General features: G+C 68.6%; 14 protein-coding genes. 4 read left to right on the forward strand and 10 right to left on the reverse strand.

Annotated elements, in window-relative coordinates; translation table 11 throughout:
* The first annotated feature begins 70 nt into the window (after nucleotides 1–70).
* Complete coding sequence (locus PSPA7_RS17250) at nucleotides 71–1108, forward strand: patatin-like phospholipase family protein (RefSeq protein WP_003155708.1); 1038 nt, start codon at nucleotides 71–73, stop codon at nucleotides 1106–1108.
* 3 nt (nucleotides 1109–1111) lie between these two features.
* Here PSPA7_RS17250 and PSPA7_RS17255 read toward each other — a convergent pair whose 3' ends face one another.
* The 10 genes from PSPA7_RS17255 to PSPA7_RS17300 all read right to left on the reverse strand — a co-directional run bounded on the left by PSPA7_RS17255 (nucleotide 1112) and on the right by PSPA7_RS17300 (nucleotide 13152).
* On the reverse strand, nucleotides 1112–1717 hold the full coding sequence (locus PSPA7_RS17255) for a DUF4893 domain-containing protein (RefSeq protein WP_012076256.1): 606 nt from the start codon (nucleotides 1715–1717) through the stop codon (nucleotides 1112–1114).
* Nucleotides 1718–1836: 119 nt separating this feature from the next.
* Nucleotides 1837–2745, reverse strand: coding sequence for a glutaminase B (gene glsB / locus PSPA7_RS17260; protein ID WP_034000544.1), 909 nt, complete (start codon nucleotides 2743–2745; stop codon nucleotides 1837–1839).
* Between the two features lie 118 nt (nucleotides 2746–2863).
* A complete protein-coding gene (locus PSPA7_RS17265) occupies nucleotides 2864–3556 on the reverse strand; it encodes a response regulator (RefSeq protein WP_003155703.1) in 693 nt (230 codons plus the stop codon).
* Between the two features lie 101 nt (nucleotides 3557–3657).
* Entirely contained in the window at nucleotides 3658–6315 is a 2658-nt protein-coding gene (locus PSPA7_RS17270; RefSeq protein ID WP_012076258.1) for a DUF4118 domain-containing protein, read from the reverse strand.
* A 103-nt stretch (nucleotides 6316–6418) separates the two neighbouring features.
* Nucleotides 6419–6970 carry a potassium-transporting ATPase subunit KdpC gene (gene kdpC / locus PSPA7_RS17275; protein ID WP_012076259.1) on the reverse strand — a complete coding sequence of 184 codons (552 nt, stop codon included), beginning with the start codon at nucleotides 6968–6970 and terminating at the stop codon, nucleotides 6419–6421.
* Nucleotides 6971–7023: 53 nt separating this feature from the next.
* Nucleotides 7024–9096 carry a potassium-transporting ATPase subunit KdpB gene (gene kdpB / locus PSPA7_RS17280; protein ID WP_012076260.1) on the reverse strand — a complete coding sequence of 691 codons (2073 nt, stop codon included), beginning with the start codon at nucleotides 9094–9096 and terminating at the stop codon, nucleotides 7024–7026.
* Between the two features lie 11 nt (nucleotides 9097–9107).
* A complete protein-coding gene (gene kdpA, locus PSPA7_RS17285) occupies nucleotides 9108–10802 on the reverse strand; it encodes a potassium-transporting ATPase subunit KdpA (RefSeq protein WP_012076261.1) in 1695 nt (564 codons plus the stop codon).
* Nucleotides 10803–10812: 10 nt separating this feature from the next.
* Nucleotides 10813–10902 carry a K(+)-transporting ATPase subunit F gene (locus PSPA7_RS17290; RefSeq protein ID WP_003154964.1) on the reverse strand — a complete coding sequence of 30 codons (90 nt, stop codon included), beginning with the start codon at nucleotides 10900–10902 and terminating at the stop codon, nucleotides 10813–10815.
* Nucleotides 10903–11088: 186 nt separating this feature from the next.
* Nucleotides 11089–12243, reverse strand: coding sequence for an acyl-CoA dehydrogenase family protein (locus tag PSPA7_RS17295; protein ID WP_012076263.1), 1155 nt, complete (start codon nucleotides 12241–12243; stop codon nucleotides 11089–11091).
* A gap of 54 nt (nucleotides 12244–12297) precedes the next feature.
* Nucleotides 12298–13152 carry an IclR family transcriptional regulator gene (locus PSPA7_RS17300; RefSeq protein ID WP_012076264.1) on the reverse strand — a complete coding sequence of 285 codons (855 nt, stop codon included), beginning with the start codon at nucleotides 13150–13152 and terminating at the stop codon, nucleotides 12298–12300.
* A 241-nt stretch (nucleotides 13153–13393) separates the two neighbouring features.
* Between PSPA7_RS17300 and PSPA7_RS17305 the strand changes: the two genes are divergently transcribed.
* The 3 genes from PSPA7_RS17305 to PSPA7_RS17315 all read left to right on the forward strand — a co-directional run bounded on the left by PSPA7_RS17305 (nucleotide 13394) and on the right by PSPA7_RS17315 (nucleotide 16497).
* Nucleotides 13394–14179, forward strand: a complete 786-nt coding sequence (locus PSPA7_RS17305) for an enoyl-CoA hydratase (RefSeq protein ID WP_003154959.1) — start codon at nucleotides 13394–13396, stop codon at nucleotides 14177–14179.
* Between the two features lie 3 nt (nucleotides 14180–14182).
* A complete protein-coding gene (locus tag PSPA7_RS17310) occupies nucleotides 14183–15712 on the forward strand; it encodes a 3-hydroxyacyl-CoA dehydrogenase (protein ID WP_012076265.1) in 1530 nt (509 codons plus the stop codon).
* 137 nt (nucleotides 15713–15849) lie between these two features.
* Nucleotides 15850–16497, forward strand: coding sequence for a FadR/GntR family transcriptional regulator (locus PSPA7_RS17315; protein WP_012076266.1), 648 nt, complete (start codon nucleotides 15850–15852; stop codon nucleotides 16495–16497).
* Nucleotides 16498–16510: the final 13 nt, after the last annotated feature.

Here is a 16510-nt window from a genome sequence, read left to right on the forward strand (position 1 = left end):
CTCTTGGCGGCGGCCGGCTGACGCGCGTATCGTTTTCGCTTCGTCACGCAGTATTGGCAAGGGGTTGCAGATGAGCAAACAGGTCGCCCTGGTATTGGGCTCCGGCGGTGCGCGCGGCTATGCGCACATCGGCGTGATCGAGGAACTCGAGGCACGCGGCTATGAGATCACCTGCATCGCCGGTTGTTCCATGGGTTCGGTGATCGGCGGCATCTACGCCGCCGGCAAGTTGCGCGAGTACCGCGAGTGGGTGGAAAGCCTGGACTACCTCGACGTGCTGCGCCTGCTCGACGTCAGCTTCCGCCTCGGCGCGATCCGCGGCGAGCGGGTGTTCGGCAAGATCCACGAGATCCTCGGCGAGGTGAACATCGAGGACCTGTCGATCCCCTACACGGCGGTCGCCACCGATCTCACCAACCAGCAGGAGATATGGTTCCAGGAGGGCTGCCTGCACCAGGCCATGCGCGCCTCGGCGGCGATCCCGAGCCTGTTCACCCCGGTCATGCAGGGCAGCCGCATGCTGGTCGACGGCGGCCTGCTCAATCCGTTGCCGATCGTCCCGGTGGTGTCGGCCCACAGCGACCTGATCATCGCGGTCAACCTCAACGCCACCAACCAGAAGCAGTACCACCTGCCGGTGATCGAGCGTCCGGCCGCGCTCAAGGGGCGCTTCGACAGCATGATCGAGAGCCTCGGCCACAAACTCTCGTTCTTCCGCCGCCACGGCGACGACAACACCCCGCCGGAACTGAGCGCCGACGCCCTGCTCCACCCGGTGCCGGCGGATTCCGAGGAGCCCGCCGAGCCGCAACTGCAACAGCCGGCCGCGGCGCCGCAGGGCAAGGACTCGCCGAAGTCGGCCAGCGGCACCACGGTGGTGGAGAGCAGCGGCCCGGCGTCGTTGCTGGAACTGGTCAACCAGAGCTTCGAGGTGATGCAGACCTCGCTGGCGCAGTACAAGATCGCCGGCTATCCGCCGGACATCCTGATCAACGTGCCGAAGCGGGTCTGCCGCTTCTTCGAGTTCTACAAGGCGCCGGAGCTGATCGCCCTTGGCCGGCAGATCGCCAGCGACACCCTGGAGCGCTACGAGGAAGACAACGCCTGAGGCTCAGCGGCTGAACTCGAGGACCTCGTAGCCGCCGCGCCGTTCCGGGAACAGCAGGAGGAAGCCGCCGGCGTGCGGGCGCAGCAGCGCGACCACGTCGGACTCCGCCGGCGCGCCATGGGCCAGCCCGCTGAAGGCCACCTGGGGTTCGTCGTTGACCGTGGCGCCACCGAGGAACACGTAGCGCTCGGCACCTTCCGGGAACAGGTAGCCGCTGACCCGCTGCGAACCGCTGGTCTTCTCCAGGAACAGGCCCTGGTCGGTGCGCCGGATGCGGCACTGGAAGTTCGGATAGCGATAGATGCCGTACTGGTCGGCCTGGGTCGAGCGGCACTTCCAGTTGCCCAGCAGGCCTTTCTCGTCGATGGCGACGGCGGGCTGCGCCAGGCTGAGTTCCAGTTGTTCCAGTTCCGGCAGGAAGTCCTCGAAGGCACTGTCGTAGTAGCGCTTGTTGATGACTTCGGCGTCCTGCTCGACAGCCAGCACGCTGCGCTGCTGCTGTTCGCTGGTGTAGCCACGCCAGTCCGGTTCGGCGGCGCCGGCATGCGCGCAGGCGGCGAGAACGGTGAGGCAGGCGAAGACACGGGAAACGGGGATCGGACGGGACATGGCGACCTTCCTGGCGAGTGGACCGGCGCATCCGGCGCATCCGGCGCCGGCAAGCGGTAGCCACAGAACATAGCGCAGCGGCGCCGGGAATTCGAGCGCCGCCGCGACGGACGGCGGCTTCAGAAGATCGACCAGCCGATCCGCTCGCTGAGCTTCTCCAGCGCGGCGATCCCGGCCAGGGAATTGCCGGCGCCGTTCAGCTCCGGCGACCACACGCAGACCGTGAAGCGCCCCGGCACCACCGCGATGATGCCGCCGCCGACACCGCTCTTGCCCGGCAGGCCGACCCGATAGGCAAAGTTGCCGGCCTCGTCGTAGAGCCCGCTGGTGGCCATGATCGCGTTGACCTGCTTGGTCTGCCGCTCGTTGAGTACCTGCTCGCCGCTGTGCTTGCAGAAGCCCTTGTCGGCGAGGAAGCAGAACGCCCTCGCCAGGTCGACGCAGCTCATGCGCAGCGCGCAATGATGGAAATAGCTGAGCAGCACCGCTTCGACGTCATTGTGGAAGTTGCCGAACGACTTCATCAGGTAGGCCGCCGCCGCGTTGCGCGAGCGGTGCTGGTACTCGGAGCGCGCCACCACCGAATCCGAGACCACCTCCGGGTTGCCGCACAGGCGGCGGACGAAGTCGCGCATCGATTGCGCCGGCGCGGCGAAGCGCGACTGGTTGATATCGCAGATCACCAGGGCGCCGGCGTTGATGAACGGGTTGCGCGGGCGGCCGCGCTCGAACTCCAGCTGCACCAGGGAGTTGAACGGCTGGCCCGAGGGCTCGTGGCCGAGGCGCTGCCAGATGTCCTCGCCGGAATGCTGGATCGCCTGGACCAGGCTGAACACCTTGGAAATGCTCTGGATGGAAAACGGCCGCAGCGCATCGCCGGCATGGAACAGTTCGCCGTCGCGGCTGTACACGGCGATCCCCAGTTGGTCCGGCTCGACGCCAGCGAGCGCGGGAATGTAGTCGGCGACCTTGCCACGCCCGATCAGCGGGCGGACTTCATCGAGAATCTCGTTCAACAGTTGCTGCATGGTGACCTTCATCGTGACGCTGGAACGCCGGGCCGGATGCGCGGCTGGCGCGAATGCGCGGCATCATAGGCGATGAAGGCGCGCGCGGCATGCCCGCCGCGCGAAAAAACGCTCTGCATCAGCTATCGCGCAGGCGGTAGCCGACACCCGCCTCCGTAACCAGGAAGCGTGGGCTCGCCGGGTCGTCACCGAGCTTCTGGCGCAGGTGGCCGACCACCACCCGCAGGTAGTGGGTATCCTCGACGTGGGTCGGCCCCCAGATATCCCTGAGCAGTTGCTGCTGGGTCACCACCCGGCCTAGATGGCGCGCCAGCGCGGCGAGCACCGCGTATTCCTTGCGGGTCAGCGCCACCTCGGCGCCGGCCAGGCTGACCCGGCGGTAGGCCAGGTCGACCTGCAGCGGGCCGACCGTCACCGCCGCCTCAGGGCTCTCGCCCTGCGCCGCCTGGCGCAACAGGACGCGAACGCGGGCGAGGAACTCCTGGATACCGAACGGCTTGGTCACGTAGTCGTTGGCGCCGCCGTCCAGGGCCAGCACCTTCTCGCCCTCGCTGGCGCGCACCGACAGCACCAGCACCGGCACCGCCGACCATTCGCGCAGGTCGCGGAGAATGTCCTGGCCGTCGCGGTCCGGCAGGCCGAGGTCGAGTACCACCAGGTCCGGCCGGTTCAACGCGGCCTGGGCCAGCCCCTCCTCGCCGTTGCCGGCCTCCAGAACCCGGTAACCCTGGGCGGTGAGGCTGATGCGGAGGAACTTGCGGATCTGCGGCTCGTCGTCGATCAGCAGGATGGTGTTCTGCAATTGGGTCATGGCGCTCGGCATGGCAGGAGGAAACGGGCGACGAGCCGGCGGCGGCGTCGCGGAAACGGCAGGAATAGCGCGGCCGGCGGCGCCAGGCAAGCGCGCCGTGCTCATTCGTCGGCCTCCAGTTGCCCGAGGTCCGGCTGCGGATGCAGCGGCAGGTGCAGGACCAGGGTGGTGCCGCGACCGTCCAGGCCTTCGCCGACGCTGATGCGGCCGCCGTGGGCACCGATCATGCCCTGGCAGATCGCCAGTCCCAGGCCGGTGCCCTGGCCGCCACGGTCGCCGCGCGCGGCGGTATAGAACATGTCGAAGATCTTCTCCCGTTCGGCCAGGGGAATTCCCGGCCCTTCGTCGCTTACCGCGAAGCGCAGCTCGGCGTCGCCCTGGCTGACCTCGACGCGCAACCGGCCTTGGCTCGGCGAGAAGCGCGCGGCGTTCTCCAGCACGTTGATCAGCGCCTGCTCGATCAGCGCCGCGTGCACATACAGCAGCGGCAGGTCGTTGCCCACGATGGCCTGCACCCGATACGGCGCCAGCACCGCACGCAGGCGGTTCAACGCGCTGCCGACGATGTCGCCGGGGGCCACCCAGTCGCGCGCCAGCTTCAGTCCGCCGTGGCCGAGACGGGTCATGTCGAGCAGGTTCTGGATGTAGCGATCCAGCCGCTCGGCCTCGTCGCGGGTGCTTTCCAGCAGTTCGCGACGATCCGCCGGCGGGATCGCCTCGCCCAACGCCAGCAGGCTGTCGATGGAGCCGCGCATGGCGGTCAGCGGCGTGCGCAGGTCGTGCGATACCGAGGCGAGCAAGGCGCTGCGCAACTGCTCGGTCTCGCCATGCAGGCGCGCGGCCTCCAGGTCCTCGGCCAGGCGCGCCCGCGCCAGGGCCTGGGCCAGCGGCTGGCCGAGGGCGGCGAGCAGGCGCCGGCGCTGCGGGCTGAGCGGCTGGCCGTCCAACGGTGCGATGCCGAGCAGCGCCAGCGGCCCCTCCTCCGCCGACAGCGGCCACCACCACCAGCGCCCGCCCGGCAGGGTGCCGGTGCCCAACCCGGCCGGCTGGTCGTGGCTCCAGGCCCAATCGGCGGCGACCCGTTCCTGGTCCGTGAGCGGCCGCTGCGCGCCGGCCTCGGTTTTCCATTCGCCATTGACCTGGCCGAGCAGGCACACCTCGACGTCCTGCCAGCCCTCGAACTGCTGGGCGGCGGCGGCCAGCACCGCCTGGCGGTCGGTGGCGGCGGTGAGCTTGCGCGAAAGTTCCAGCAGCAGGCTGGTCTCCTCCTGGGTGTCGCGCAGCGCCTCCAGCTGTCGGCGCTGGCGGGCCGCCAGGTTGCCGGTGAGGCCGGCCATGAACAGGAAGAAGGCCAGGCTCAGCAGGTCCTCGTGACGATGGATGGCGAAGGAGAAATGTGGCGGGATGAACAGGAAGTCATAGGCCAGGAACGACGCCACCGCGCACAGCAATGCCGGCATCAGACTGCTGCGCACGGCCACCAGCAGTACCGCCATGAGGAACACCAGGGAGATGTTCGGCAGTTCCAGCAGGTGCGCCACGCCCCAGGCCAGTCCGCTGGCCAGGGCGGTCGCCAGCAGCGCCAGCAGATAGTCGTTCCAGGCCAGCGGATAGCGTGGCCGCGGTTCCGCCGGACGCAGGTCGGCCTCGCTGTCCAGGGCACTGATCTCCAGGCCCTGGCCGTCGCGCAGCAGGCGTCCGGCGAGGCCGCCGCCGAAGGCTCGGCGATACCAGCGGCGCCGCGACTGGCCGACCAGCACCAGGCTGGCGCGGCGCTCGCGGGCATGTTGCAGGAGAGTCCGCGCCACCTCGCCGGCGCGCAGCACGACGATCTCGCCACCGAGCCGCTCGGCCAGCTGCTGGGCGCCCTGCAGGCGCATCCGCGCCTGCTCGCCACGCAGCCCGCCGGTGTCGACATGCACCACGCTCCAGGGCAGGTGGCGGCGCTCGGCGACCCGGCAGGCGTGACGTACCAGGCGCTCGGCCTGCTCGTCGCCGTCGATGCCCACCAGCAGCCGGCCGCGCAGCGCCGGCGCCTCCTCGCCGCGCTGGCGGTAGCGGTGGGCGAGGTCGGCGTCGACCCGCGCGGCGGCGGTCTGCATCGCCAGTTCGCGCAACGCGGTGAGGTTGGTCTGCGAGAAGAACGCGTCGATCGCCGCCCGCGCCTGCTCCGGCACGTAGACCTTGCCCTCGCGCAGGCGCTCCAGCAGCTCGCGCGGCGGCAGGTCGATGAGGACGATCTCGTAGGCTTCCTGCAGCACCCAGTCCGGCACCGTCTCGCGGACCTGCACGCCGGTGATGTCGCGGACCTGGTCGTTGAGGCTCTCCAGGTGCTGGACGTTGACCGTGGTGTAGACGTCGATCCCCGCCGCCAGCAGTTCCTGGATGTCCTGCCAGCGCTTGGCGTGGCGGCTGCCGGGAACATTGCTGTGGGCCAGCTCGTCGACCAGGGCCAGCGCCGGCGGATCGGCGAGCAACCCGTCGAGATCCATCTCCTGCAGTTTCATCCCGCGGTATTCGAGGCTGCGCAGCGGCTGCTGCGGCACCCCGGCGAGCAGGGCCTCGGTTTCCGCCCGCGAGTGGGTCTCGACCACCCCGGCGCGCAGTTTCACGCCCTGGCGCAACTGGGCCTGGGCGGCCTGCAGCATGGCGAAGGTCTTGCCCACCCCCGGCGCCGCGCCGAGGAAGACTTTCAGGCGGCCGCGCCCGTCACCGGGCAGGTCGGCGAGCAGCGCGTCGGCGCGTGCGGTGTCGGTCATGGATCGGTCGTGCTCCGTTGCTCTGCGCCGCGAGGGGCGGGCGATCGCCGGCGATCATCCGCCGATCCGGCATTATTTCAGGTCCTCGCGCCTATGGGGAAACCTAGCGGCCGATACCGGCCAGCGCCATGTTCAGCGCCAGGACGTTGACCACCGGCGGCCCCACCAGCGGCCGCTCGGTGTGGCTTTCCACCAGGTCCTCCACCAGCCGTAGCGGCAGCCCGCGCGCCGTGGCCACGCGCAGCGCCTGGTAGCGCGCGGCCTGGGGAGGAAGCTGCGGATCGAGGCCGCTGCCCGAGGTGGTGAGCAGCGCCAGCGGCACCGGTCCCTGGTCGGCGAAACGCTCGTGGGCGGCATCCCTGGCTATACGCTCGGCCAACGCCGGGTTGCTTGGCGCCAGGTTGCTCGCGGCACTGGAAACGGTGGCGTAGTCGCCCGCCGAAGGCCGCGAATGGAACCACTCCTCGCCGTCGAACTTCTGCGCGATCAGCCGCGAGCCGAGCACCTTGCCCCCGGCGTCGCGCAGCAGACTGCCATTGGCCTGCCCGGGGAACGCCAGCTGGGCGATGCCGGTGACCAGCAGCGGATAGGCCACGCCAGTGGCCAGGCTCAGCACCAGCAGTGAGGCCAGTGCCGGACGGAGTTGCTTGAACATGTGCAGATCCTCTCTTCAGTCCCAGGCCCGCGCCCGACGGCGAGGGCCGTTGTTCATGCCAGACCGACTGCGGTCAGCAGCAGGTCGATCGCCTTGATCCCGAGGAACGGCGCCACCAGGCCGCCGACGCCATAGACCAGCAGGTTGCGCTGCAGCAGTTGCGCAGCGTCCGCCGCCTGCACCCGCACGCCGCGCAGCGCCAGCGGGATCAGCGCGACGATGATCAGCGCGTTGAACACGATGGCCGACAGGATCGCGCTCTGCGGGCTCTGCAGGCGCATCACGTTGAGCACGTCGAGCTGCGGGTAGATGCCGACGAACAGCGCCGGCAGGATGGCGAAGTACTTGGCCACGTCGTTGGCGATGGAAAAGGTGGTCAGCGCGCCGCGGGTGACCAGCAACTCCTTGCCCACCCGGACCACGTCGAGCAGCTTGGTCGGGTCGCTGTCCAGGTCGACCAGGTTGGCCGCCTCGCGGGCGGCCTGGGTACCGTCGTTCATGGCCATGCCGACGTCGGCCTGGGCCAGCGCCGGGGCGTCGTTGGCGCCGTCGCCGCACATCGCCACCAGGCGACCTTCGCCCTGTTCCTGGCGAATCCGCGCCAGTTTCTTCTCCGGGGTAGCCTCGGCGATCACGTCGTCGACCCCGGCCTCGGCGGCGATGGCGGCGGCGGTCAGCGGGTTGTCGCCGGTCACCATCACGGTGCGGATGCCCAGCCGGCGCAGTTCGGCGAAGCGTTCGCGAATGCCCGGCTTGACCACGTCCTTCAGGTGAATGGCGCCGAGCAACCGGCCGTTGGCTACCACCAGCAGCGGGGTGCCGCCGCTCTGGGCGATCTTTTCCACCTCCCGCGAAAGTACCTCGGGCATCTTCTCCCGCGGCAGGTCGATGAAGCGCAGCGCCGCATCCACCGCGCCCTTGCGCAAGACCTGGCCGTTCCAGTCGACCCCGGACAGGCGGGTTTCCGCGCTGAAGGCGATCGGCGTCAGTTCCTCGCGGCGCGGCTCCTCGATCGGATGCAGGATGCGCAGGTATTCGACGATCGACTTGCCTTCCGGCGTATCGTCGGCCAGCGAGGCCAGCAGCGCGCCCTCGGCCAGTTCCTTGCCGCTCACCCCAGGCGCGGCGTACAGCGCGCTGCAGCGGCGGTTGCCGAAGGTGATGGTGCCGGTCTTGTCGAGCAGCAGCACGTGTACGTCGCCGGCGGCCTCCACCGCGCGGCCGGACTTGGCGATCACGTTCAGGCGCACCAGGCGGTCCATGCCGGCGATGCCGATGGCCGAGAGCAGGCCGCCAATGGTGGTCGGGATCAGCGTCACCAGCAGCGCCACCAGGAATACCAGCGGCAGGTTGCCGCCAGCGAACAGGGCGAACGGCTTGAGCGTCACCACCACCAGCAGGAAGATCAGGGTCAGGCCGATCAGCAGGATGTCCAGCGCCACTTCGTTGGGGGTCTTCTGCCGCTTGGCGCCCTCCACCAGGGCGATCATCCGGTCCAGGGTCGACTCGCCCGGGTTGGCGCCGATCCGCACCAGCAGCCAGTCGGAGACCACCTGGGTGTTGCCGGTCACCGCCGAGCGGTCGCCGCCGGACTCACGGATCACCGGCGCCGATTCGCCGGTGATGGCGGCCTCGTTGACCGCCGCCACGCCTTCGATGACTTCGCCGTCGCCGGGAATCATCTCGCCGGCCTCGACCCGCACCACATCGCCCTTGCGCAGGCTGCCGGCGGCGACGCTCTCGAAGCTGCCGTCGGCGCGCCGCCTGTTGGCGGAGAGGCCCTGGCTGCCGGCCTTGAGACTGTCCGCGCGGGCCTTGCCGCGCCCCTCGGCGAGGGCTTCGGCGAAGTTCGCGAAAAGCACGGTGAACCACAGCCAGAGGGCGATCTGCAGCGCCACCGAGGTCGGCACCGCCTGGTCGGGAACGAAGCACAGCAAGGTGGTGAGCACGGCGGTCAGTTCGACCACCAGCATCACCGGCGAGCGCAGCAACTGGCGCGGATCGAGCTTGACGAAGGCTTGCAGCAGCGCCGGCCGCCACAGGGCGGCGAGGCTGGTGGATGCGTTGCTGCGACGTTCGAGCGGTTTGTGCAAGGCGTTCTTGGACGCCTGGGTCTGAGCGTTCATGTGCGATTCCTTCAGAAGCCGAGGCTCAGTTGTTCAGCGATCGGGCCGAGGGCCAGGGTCGGCAGGAAGGTCAGGCCACCGACCAGCAGGATGGTCACGGTGAGCAGACTGACGAACAGCGGGCCGTGGGTCGGGAAGCTGTTCGGCCCCACCGGGCTGGCCTTCTTCGCCGCCAGGCTGCCGGCGATGGCGAGGATCGGCAGGATGTAGCCGAAGCGGCCGATGAGCATGGCCAGGCCGATCATCAGGTTGTGGAACGGCGTGTTGGCGCCGAAGCCGGCGAACGCCGAGCCGTTGTTGGCGGTCCCCGAGGTATAGGCGTAGAGCAGTTGGCTGAAGCCGTGCGGGCCGGGGTTGGTCACCGCCGAGGCCGGTCCCGGCAGGCTGGCGGCGATGGCGCCGAGCACCAGCACGCCGACCGGCATCACCAGCAGGGTGAAGACCAGCAGGCGGACCTCCTTCGCCTCGAGCTTCTTGCCCAGGTACTCCGGCGTCCGCCCGACCATCAGGCCGGCGAGGAACACCGCGATGAGGACGAACAGCAGCATGCCGTAGAGGCCGGCGCCGACACCGCCGAAGATCACCTCGCCGAGCATCATGTTCAGCAGCGGCAGCATGCCGCCCAGCGGGCTCAGGCTGTCGTGCATGGCGTTCACCGAGCCGTTCGAGGCAGCGGTGGTGGTGATCGCCCAGAGCATGCTGGCGGCGGTGCCGAAGCGACTCTCCTTGCCCTCCATCGGTGCGCCCTGTTCGACCGGCAACTGCGCCAGCGCCGGGTTCGGCTGGTATTCGGCCCACAGCGACAGGCCCAGGACGAGGCAGAACAGCAGCAGCATGCAGCCGAGGATCGCGCGGCTCTGGCGCAGGTCCTTCACGTAATGGCCGAAGGTGAATACCAGCGCCGCCGGGATCAGGATGATCGAGGCCACTTCGAACAGGTTGCTCCAGGCGCTCGGGTTCTCGAACGGATGGGTCGAGTTGACGCCGAAGAAGCCGCCGCCGTTGGTGCCCAGCTGCTTGATGGCGATCTGGCTGGCCGCCGGGCCGAGCGGTATGGTCTGCTCGGCGCCTTGCAAGGTGGTGGCGTGGACATAGTCGAAGAAGGTCTGCGGCACGCCCTGCCAGACCAGCAGCAGCGCCAGTGGCAGGCACAGCGGCAGCAGCACGTAGAGGGTGGCGCGGGTCAGGTCGACCCAGAAGTTGCCCAGCTGTCGTGTGGAGCGGCGGCTGATGCCGCGCGCCAGGGCCACCAGCACGCAGAGACCGACCGCCGCGCTGACGAAGTTCTGCACCGTGAGGCCGAGCATCTGGCTGAAGTAGCTCAGCGAAGCCTCGCCGCTGTAGGCCTGCCAGTTGGTGTTGGTGACGAAGCTGACCGCGGTGTTGAACGCCAGGGTCCACTCCAGGCCCGGCAGGTGCTGCGGGTTCAGCGGCAGGCTGCCCTGCAGCACGAGGATCGCGAACAGCAGGACCAGGCCGGCCAGGTTGAATGCCAGCAGCGCCAGGGTGTAGGTCTTCCAGTCCTGCTCGCTCGCCGGATCGACGCCGAACAGGCGATAGCAGGCGCGCTCCAGTGGCGCCAGCGGCGCGCTGAGGAGATTGCGCTGGCCTTCCATCACCTTGAAGCAATAGCGCCCGAGGAACGGTGCGGGCACCAGGACCAGGGCGAAGAAGGCCAGGATCAAGAGAATCTCGTGGCTGTTCATGTGCCCTCCCCTAGGCACGGTCGGCGCGTAGCAGCGCCACCAGCAAATAGACGAACAGTCCCGCGGCCAGGGCCAGGGACAACCAATCCAGAACGGTCATGTGTGCGATCTCTCCTTCGAGCGGCCTCTGCCGCTTGAGGGAAAGTCTCCGCAAAGGGGGCGTAAAGAAGCGATTCCGGGCCACGCCGGACGGCATAAAGAAAGCGTAAAGAGTGGCGCACGGCCGGCGCCGGGGAGCCGGAGCCGGCCGGGACTGCGCCACGGCCGGCAAGGCGAAGGGTCGGCGCTAGCCCTGGGCGGCGCGAATCATGTTGCGGGCGATCAGCAGTTGCTGGATCTGCGTGGTGCCTTCGTAGATGCGGAACAGTCGCACGTCGCGGTAGAAGCGCTCGATCCCGTAGTCGCCGATATAGCCGGCGCCGCCGAAGATCTGCACCGCGCGGTCGGCGACCCGGCCGCACATTTCCGAGGCGAACAGCTTGGCGCAGGACGCCTCGGTACCGACATCGCGGCCTTCGTCGCGCTGCCGCGCGGCGTCGATGACCATGCAGCGCGCCGCATAGGCTTCGGCCTTGCTGTCGGCGAGCATCGCCTGGATCAGCTGGAACTCGGCGATCGGCTGGCCGAACTGCTTGCGCTCCAGGGCATAGCGCAACGCATCCTCGAGCATCCGCTCGGCGACCCCCACGCAGACCGCGGCGATGTGCAGGCGGCCCTTGTCGAGCACCTTCATCGCGGTCTTGAAGCCGATCCCCTCGACCCCGCCGATCAACTGGCTGGCCGGCACCCGGCAGTCGTCGAAGATCACGTCACAGGTATGCGCGCCCTTCTGTCCCATCTTGCGATCCGGCTTGCCCAGGGACAGCCCGGGCGTACCGCGCTCGACGACGAAGGCGGAGATCCCGCCGGCACCACGGATCGCCGGGTCGGTGCGCGCCATCACGGTGTAGATGCCGGCCTGCGGGGCGTTGGTGATGAAGCGCTTGGTGCCGTTGAGCACATAGTGCTCGCCGTCGCGCAGCGCCGTGGTCTTCAGCGAGGCGGCGTCGGAACCGGAGTCCGGTTCGGTGAGGCAGAACGAACTGAGCAGTTCGCCCGACGCCAGGCGCGGCAGGTAGCGCCGCTTCTGTTCCTCGGTGCCGTCGATGACGATGCCCTGGGAGCCGATGCCGTTGTTGGTGCCCAGCAGCGAACGGAACGCCGGCGAGGTCCGCCCCAGTTCGAAGGCGATGCGCACCTCTTCCTCCATGGTCACCCCTAGGCCACCGTAGGCCTCGGGGATCGACAGGCCGAACAGGCCCATCTCGCGCATGCGGGCGACGATCGCCTCGGGGATGCGGTCGGTTTCCGCCACCTCCTGCTCGTGCGGCACCAGGCTCTCGCGGACGAACTGGCGGACGCTGTCCAGCAGCAGGTTCAGGGTTTCCGGATCACGAATCATGCTCACTCCTTCAGGCCCGCAGGCCGGTTGCCATGATTCCGTCACCGGCCTCGGTCAGCGGGTGGCGGCCTCGATGTTGTGGACCATGTGCAGCAGGCGCGGGCCGATGTCGTCCTCCAACTTCTCGCGCTTGAGGTGGAAACTCGGCCCGCCGCAGTTGAACGCCAGCAACCCATGGTTCTCATGGCGCAAGGCCACGCCCACCGCATTGACGTCGCGCTGCCATTCGCCGAGCGAGAGGCAGAAACCGTAGTCGGCGTAGTCGCGGAACGCCCGCTCCAGCCCCTTGCGCACCTCCGGCCAGTCGTCCGGGTGGCGCTTGCGGATATGCCCGAGGAGAAACTCCCGCTCGTCCTCCGGCAGCGCCGCCAGGCAGGCCCGGCCGATGGCGCTGCGGTACAGCGAGAGATGGCTGCCGACCTGCCGGCGCATGGTCAGGTTGGCCTCGCCGTGCACCACGTCGAGGTAGACCATGCTCAGCCGGTCGCGGGCCGCCATCGCCACCGCCGCCTTGGCGTAGCCGGCCATCTCCTCCATCAGCGGACGGGCGACCGCGCGGATCGACAGGTTCGACAGCATCGCGTAGCCGAACGACATCACCCCCGCCTCCAGCTGGTATTTGCCGCTCTGCGGCAAGTGACGCAGGTAGCCCAGCCGGGTCAGGGTGTGAGTCAGACGCGACACCGTCGGCTTCGGCAGTCCGGTCTTCCTCGCCAACTCCTGGTTGCCCAACAGGCTTTCCCGCGGCGTGAAACAGCGCAGCAACTCCAGCCCACGGGCCAGTGCGGTGACGAACTGGCGGTCCTTGAGCTCCTCGTCTTCCTCCTGCATCGGGTCGATCAGCACACGCTCGAAGGCGGACGCCTCCGTTCCTTCGGCCGGACTCCGGCGCTCGTCGTTGCCGCGCATAGTAGGGATCTCTCTTTCAAAAAATCAATAAAACAAAATTAAGTTTCGCATAGCGAAACCAATGGAAGAACCGATCAACGTTCAACAAGTAAGATAAAACTCTTCAAAAACAGCGAATTGCACCGCTTTATCGCCTCATGATCGACGAGGGTGTTTACAACGCCACGGCTGCCGCTGATTATTTTCGATAAATCATGAAAGCATATTTCGCATAGCGAAACACGCTTCTTCCGGAGCTTCCATGTCCGCCGATCCTTCGTCCGTGGTCCTGCTCGAATTTCCCGCAGCCGATATCGCCCTGCTTCGTCTCAATCGTCCGCAAGCCAGGAACGCATTGAACGACGAAATGCGCCAACATCTCGCCGCCCACTTCCAGACGCTTGGCGCGGACCCGGCGATCCGCGTCATCGTGCTCACCGGCAACCCAGGTTGCTTCGCCGCTGGCGCCGACCTCCGCGATCTTTCCACGCGCACGGCGATCGGCCTGTACGGCGGCCACAGCGAGCGCTACTGGGAAGCCATCGCGCGCTGCCCGAAACCGGTGATCGCCGCGGTCAACGGCTTCGCCCTGGGCGGCGGCTGCGAGCTGGCGATGCATTGCGACCTGATCGTCGCCGGCGAATCGGCGCAGTTCGCCCAACCGGAGATCAAGGTCGGAGTGATGCCCGGCGCCGGTGGTACCCAGCGCCTGGTCCGGGCGGTGGGCAAGTTCCAGGCGCTGCGCATGCTGTTCACCGGCTGCCTGGTGAAGGCTCCGCAAGCGCTGGCCATGGGCTTGGTCAGCGAAGTGGTGGCGGACGAGTCGACGCTGCCGCGCGCCCTGGAACTGGCCACGGAGATCGCCCGCCTGCCGCCCCTGGCGCTGGCGCAGATCAAGGAAGTGGTCCTGGCCGGCGCCGACCTGCCGCTGGACAGTGCACTGGCCCTGGAACGCAAGGCGTTCCAGCTGCTGTTCGACTCACAGGACCAGAAGGAAGGCATGCAGGCCTTCCTGGAGAAACGCCCGCCGAACTACCAGGGGAAATAGACGATGCCCGATATTCGCTGTATCGCCGTGGTCGGTACCGGTGCGATGGGCACCGGGATCGCCCAGATCGCCGCCCAGGCCGGCCTGACCGTGTGGCTGTTCGACAGCCGCGCCGAGGCCGCCGCCGAAGCCCGCCAGCGCCTACGGCAGACCTTCCAGAGCCTGTGCGGCAAAGGCAAGCTGGGCGCCGCCGACGCCGAGGCCGCGCAAGACCGGTTGCGGGTGGCGGAACGCCTGGAACAACTGGCCGACTGCGAACTGGTGGTGGAGGCCATCGTCGAGCGCCTGGAGGCCAAGCAGGACCTGCTGCGCCGGCTGGAAGCCATAGTCGCGCCGGAGACCATCCTCGCCAGCAACACCTCGTCGCTGTCGATCACCGCCATCGCCGCCGCCTGCGAGCGGCCGCAACGGGTCGCCGGCCTGCACTTCTTCAACCCCGTGCCGCTGATGCGGGTGGTCGAGGTGGTCGACGGCCTGGCCGGCGCACCGGAAGTCGGCGACGCCCTGCTCGCCCTCGCCACGCGCCTGGGTCACCGTGGCGTGCGGGCCAAGGATACCCCCGGTTTCATCGTCAACCACGCCGGCCGCGCCTATGGCACCGAGGCCCTGCGCATCCTCGGCGAAGGCGTCGCGGAGTGCGCCGAGATCGACCGCGTGCTGCGCGAGGGCGCCGGCTTCCGCATGGGGCCGTTCGAACTGCTCGATCTCACCGGCCTCGACGTGTCGCACCCGGTAATGGAGTCGATCTACCGGCAGTACTACCAGGAACCGCGCTACCGCCCGCACCCGCTGACCCGCCAGCTGCTCGCCGCCGGCCATCTCGGGCGCAAGAGCGGCCAGGGCTTCTATCGCTACGTCGATGGCCAGCCGCAGGACAAGCCCGGCCCGCAGCCGGTGCCGAGGGTCGCCGCCCTGCCTCCGGTGTGGCTGGGCTGCGAAAGCGAGGCCGACCGCCGTACGCTCGCCGGACTGCTGCGCCGCCTCGGCGCCGAACCGGAAACCGGCGAGCGTCCTTCCGCCGCAGCGCTCTGCCTGTTGGCCGCCTGGGGCGAGGACCTGAGCAGCGCCGTGCAGCGCTTCGCCTGTCCGGCCGAGCGCAGCGTCGGCATCGACCTGCTCTGCGATCTCGAGCGCCGGCGCTGCCTGATGCTTTCGCCACTGACCGCCCCGGCCATGCGCGACGCCGCCCACGCCCTGCTGGCCAGCGACGGCGTCGGGGTCACGGTGCTGCGCGACAGTCCCGGCTTCGTCGTCCAGCGGGTCCTGGCGATGATCGTCAACCTCGCCTGCGATATCGCACAGCAAGGTATTGCCAGTGTCGAAGACATCGACCAGGCGGTGCACCTCGGTCTCGGCTATCCCCACGGCCCGCTGGAGTGGGGCGACCGTCTCGACCCGCGGCGCCTGCTGAGCATTCTCCAGCGCCTGCAGGCGCTCACCGGCGACCCCCGCTACCGCCCCAGTCCCTGGCTGCGCCGGCGAGCGCAACTGGGCATGTCCCTGCGTGCCGGGGAAACCGCCATCGTAGGCTGACGCATCGGCGAGCTGGCGGCGCAGCGCTATGCGACTGGCCGCCAGGCCAGCGCTTTTTTCTCAAGCGACGCTTTCCGGGCTTGCAAGCGCCGAGGTATCCTGCGCGCAAATTCATCCGATGATTGGATGTTTCCTCCGTGACCATTCCCCTCAAGCGCTCCCTGGTCGATATCGCCCTGGAGCAGATCCGCCAGCGCATCGACGCCGGCCACTGGCCGCTCGGCCAGCGCCTGCCAGCGGAGCCGGAGCTCGCCGAACTGCTCGGCATGAGCCGCAACACCGTGCGCGAAGCGGTGCGCGTGCTGACCTTCTCCGGCGTGCTGGAAGTCCGCCAGGGCGACGGCACCTATGTGCGTGCCTGCGCCGATCCGCTGGAAACCATGCTGGTGCTGGCGCGCAGCGCGGTGCAGCACGCCCTGGAAGCGCGCGGGATGATCGAGATCGAAGCGGCGCGCCTGGCTGCCACGCGCCGCGACGATTGCGACCTGGCCGCTTTGCGCGAATATCTCGACGCTTCGCGCCAGCGCCACGGCAGCGACGACCTGCAGGACTACATCGAGCACGACATCCGGTTCCACCAGCGGATGGTCGACGCTGCCCACAATCCGGTGCTCAGCGAACTCTATCGCTACTTCTCGCAGGTCATCCGGACCTCGCTGGAACGCACCATGGCCGACCCACAAAGGGCCCAGCCCTGCTTCGAGCTGCACCAGCGACTGCTCGACGCCATAGAACGCGGAGACCCGGACGCTGCCGCCGCGGCCAACCGCGCACTGCTGATCTGAACCCGGGACATAC

Source organism: Pseudomonas paraeruginosa PA7 (genome assembly GCF_000017205.1).
In the GTDB taxonomy this organism is placed as follows: domain Bacteria; phylum Pseudomonadota; class Gammaproteobacteria; order Pseudomonadales; family Pseudomonadaceae; genus Pseudomonas; species Pseudomonas paraeruginosa.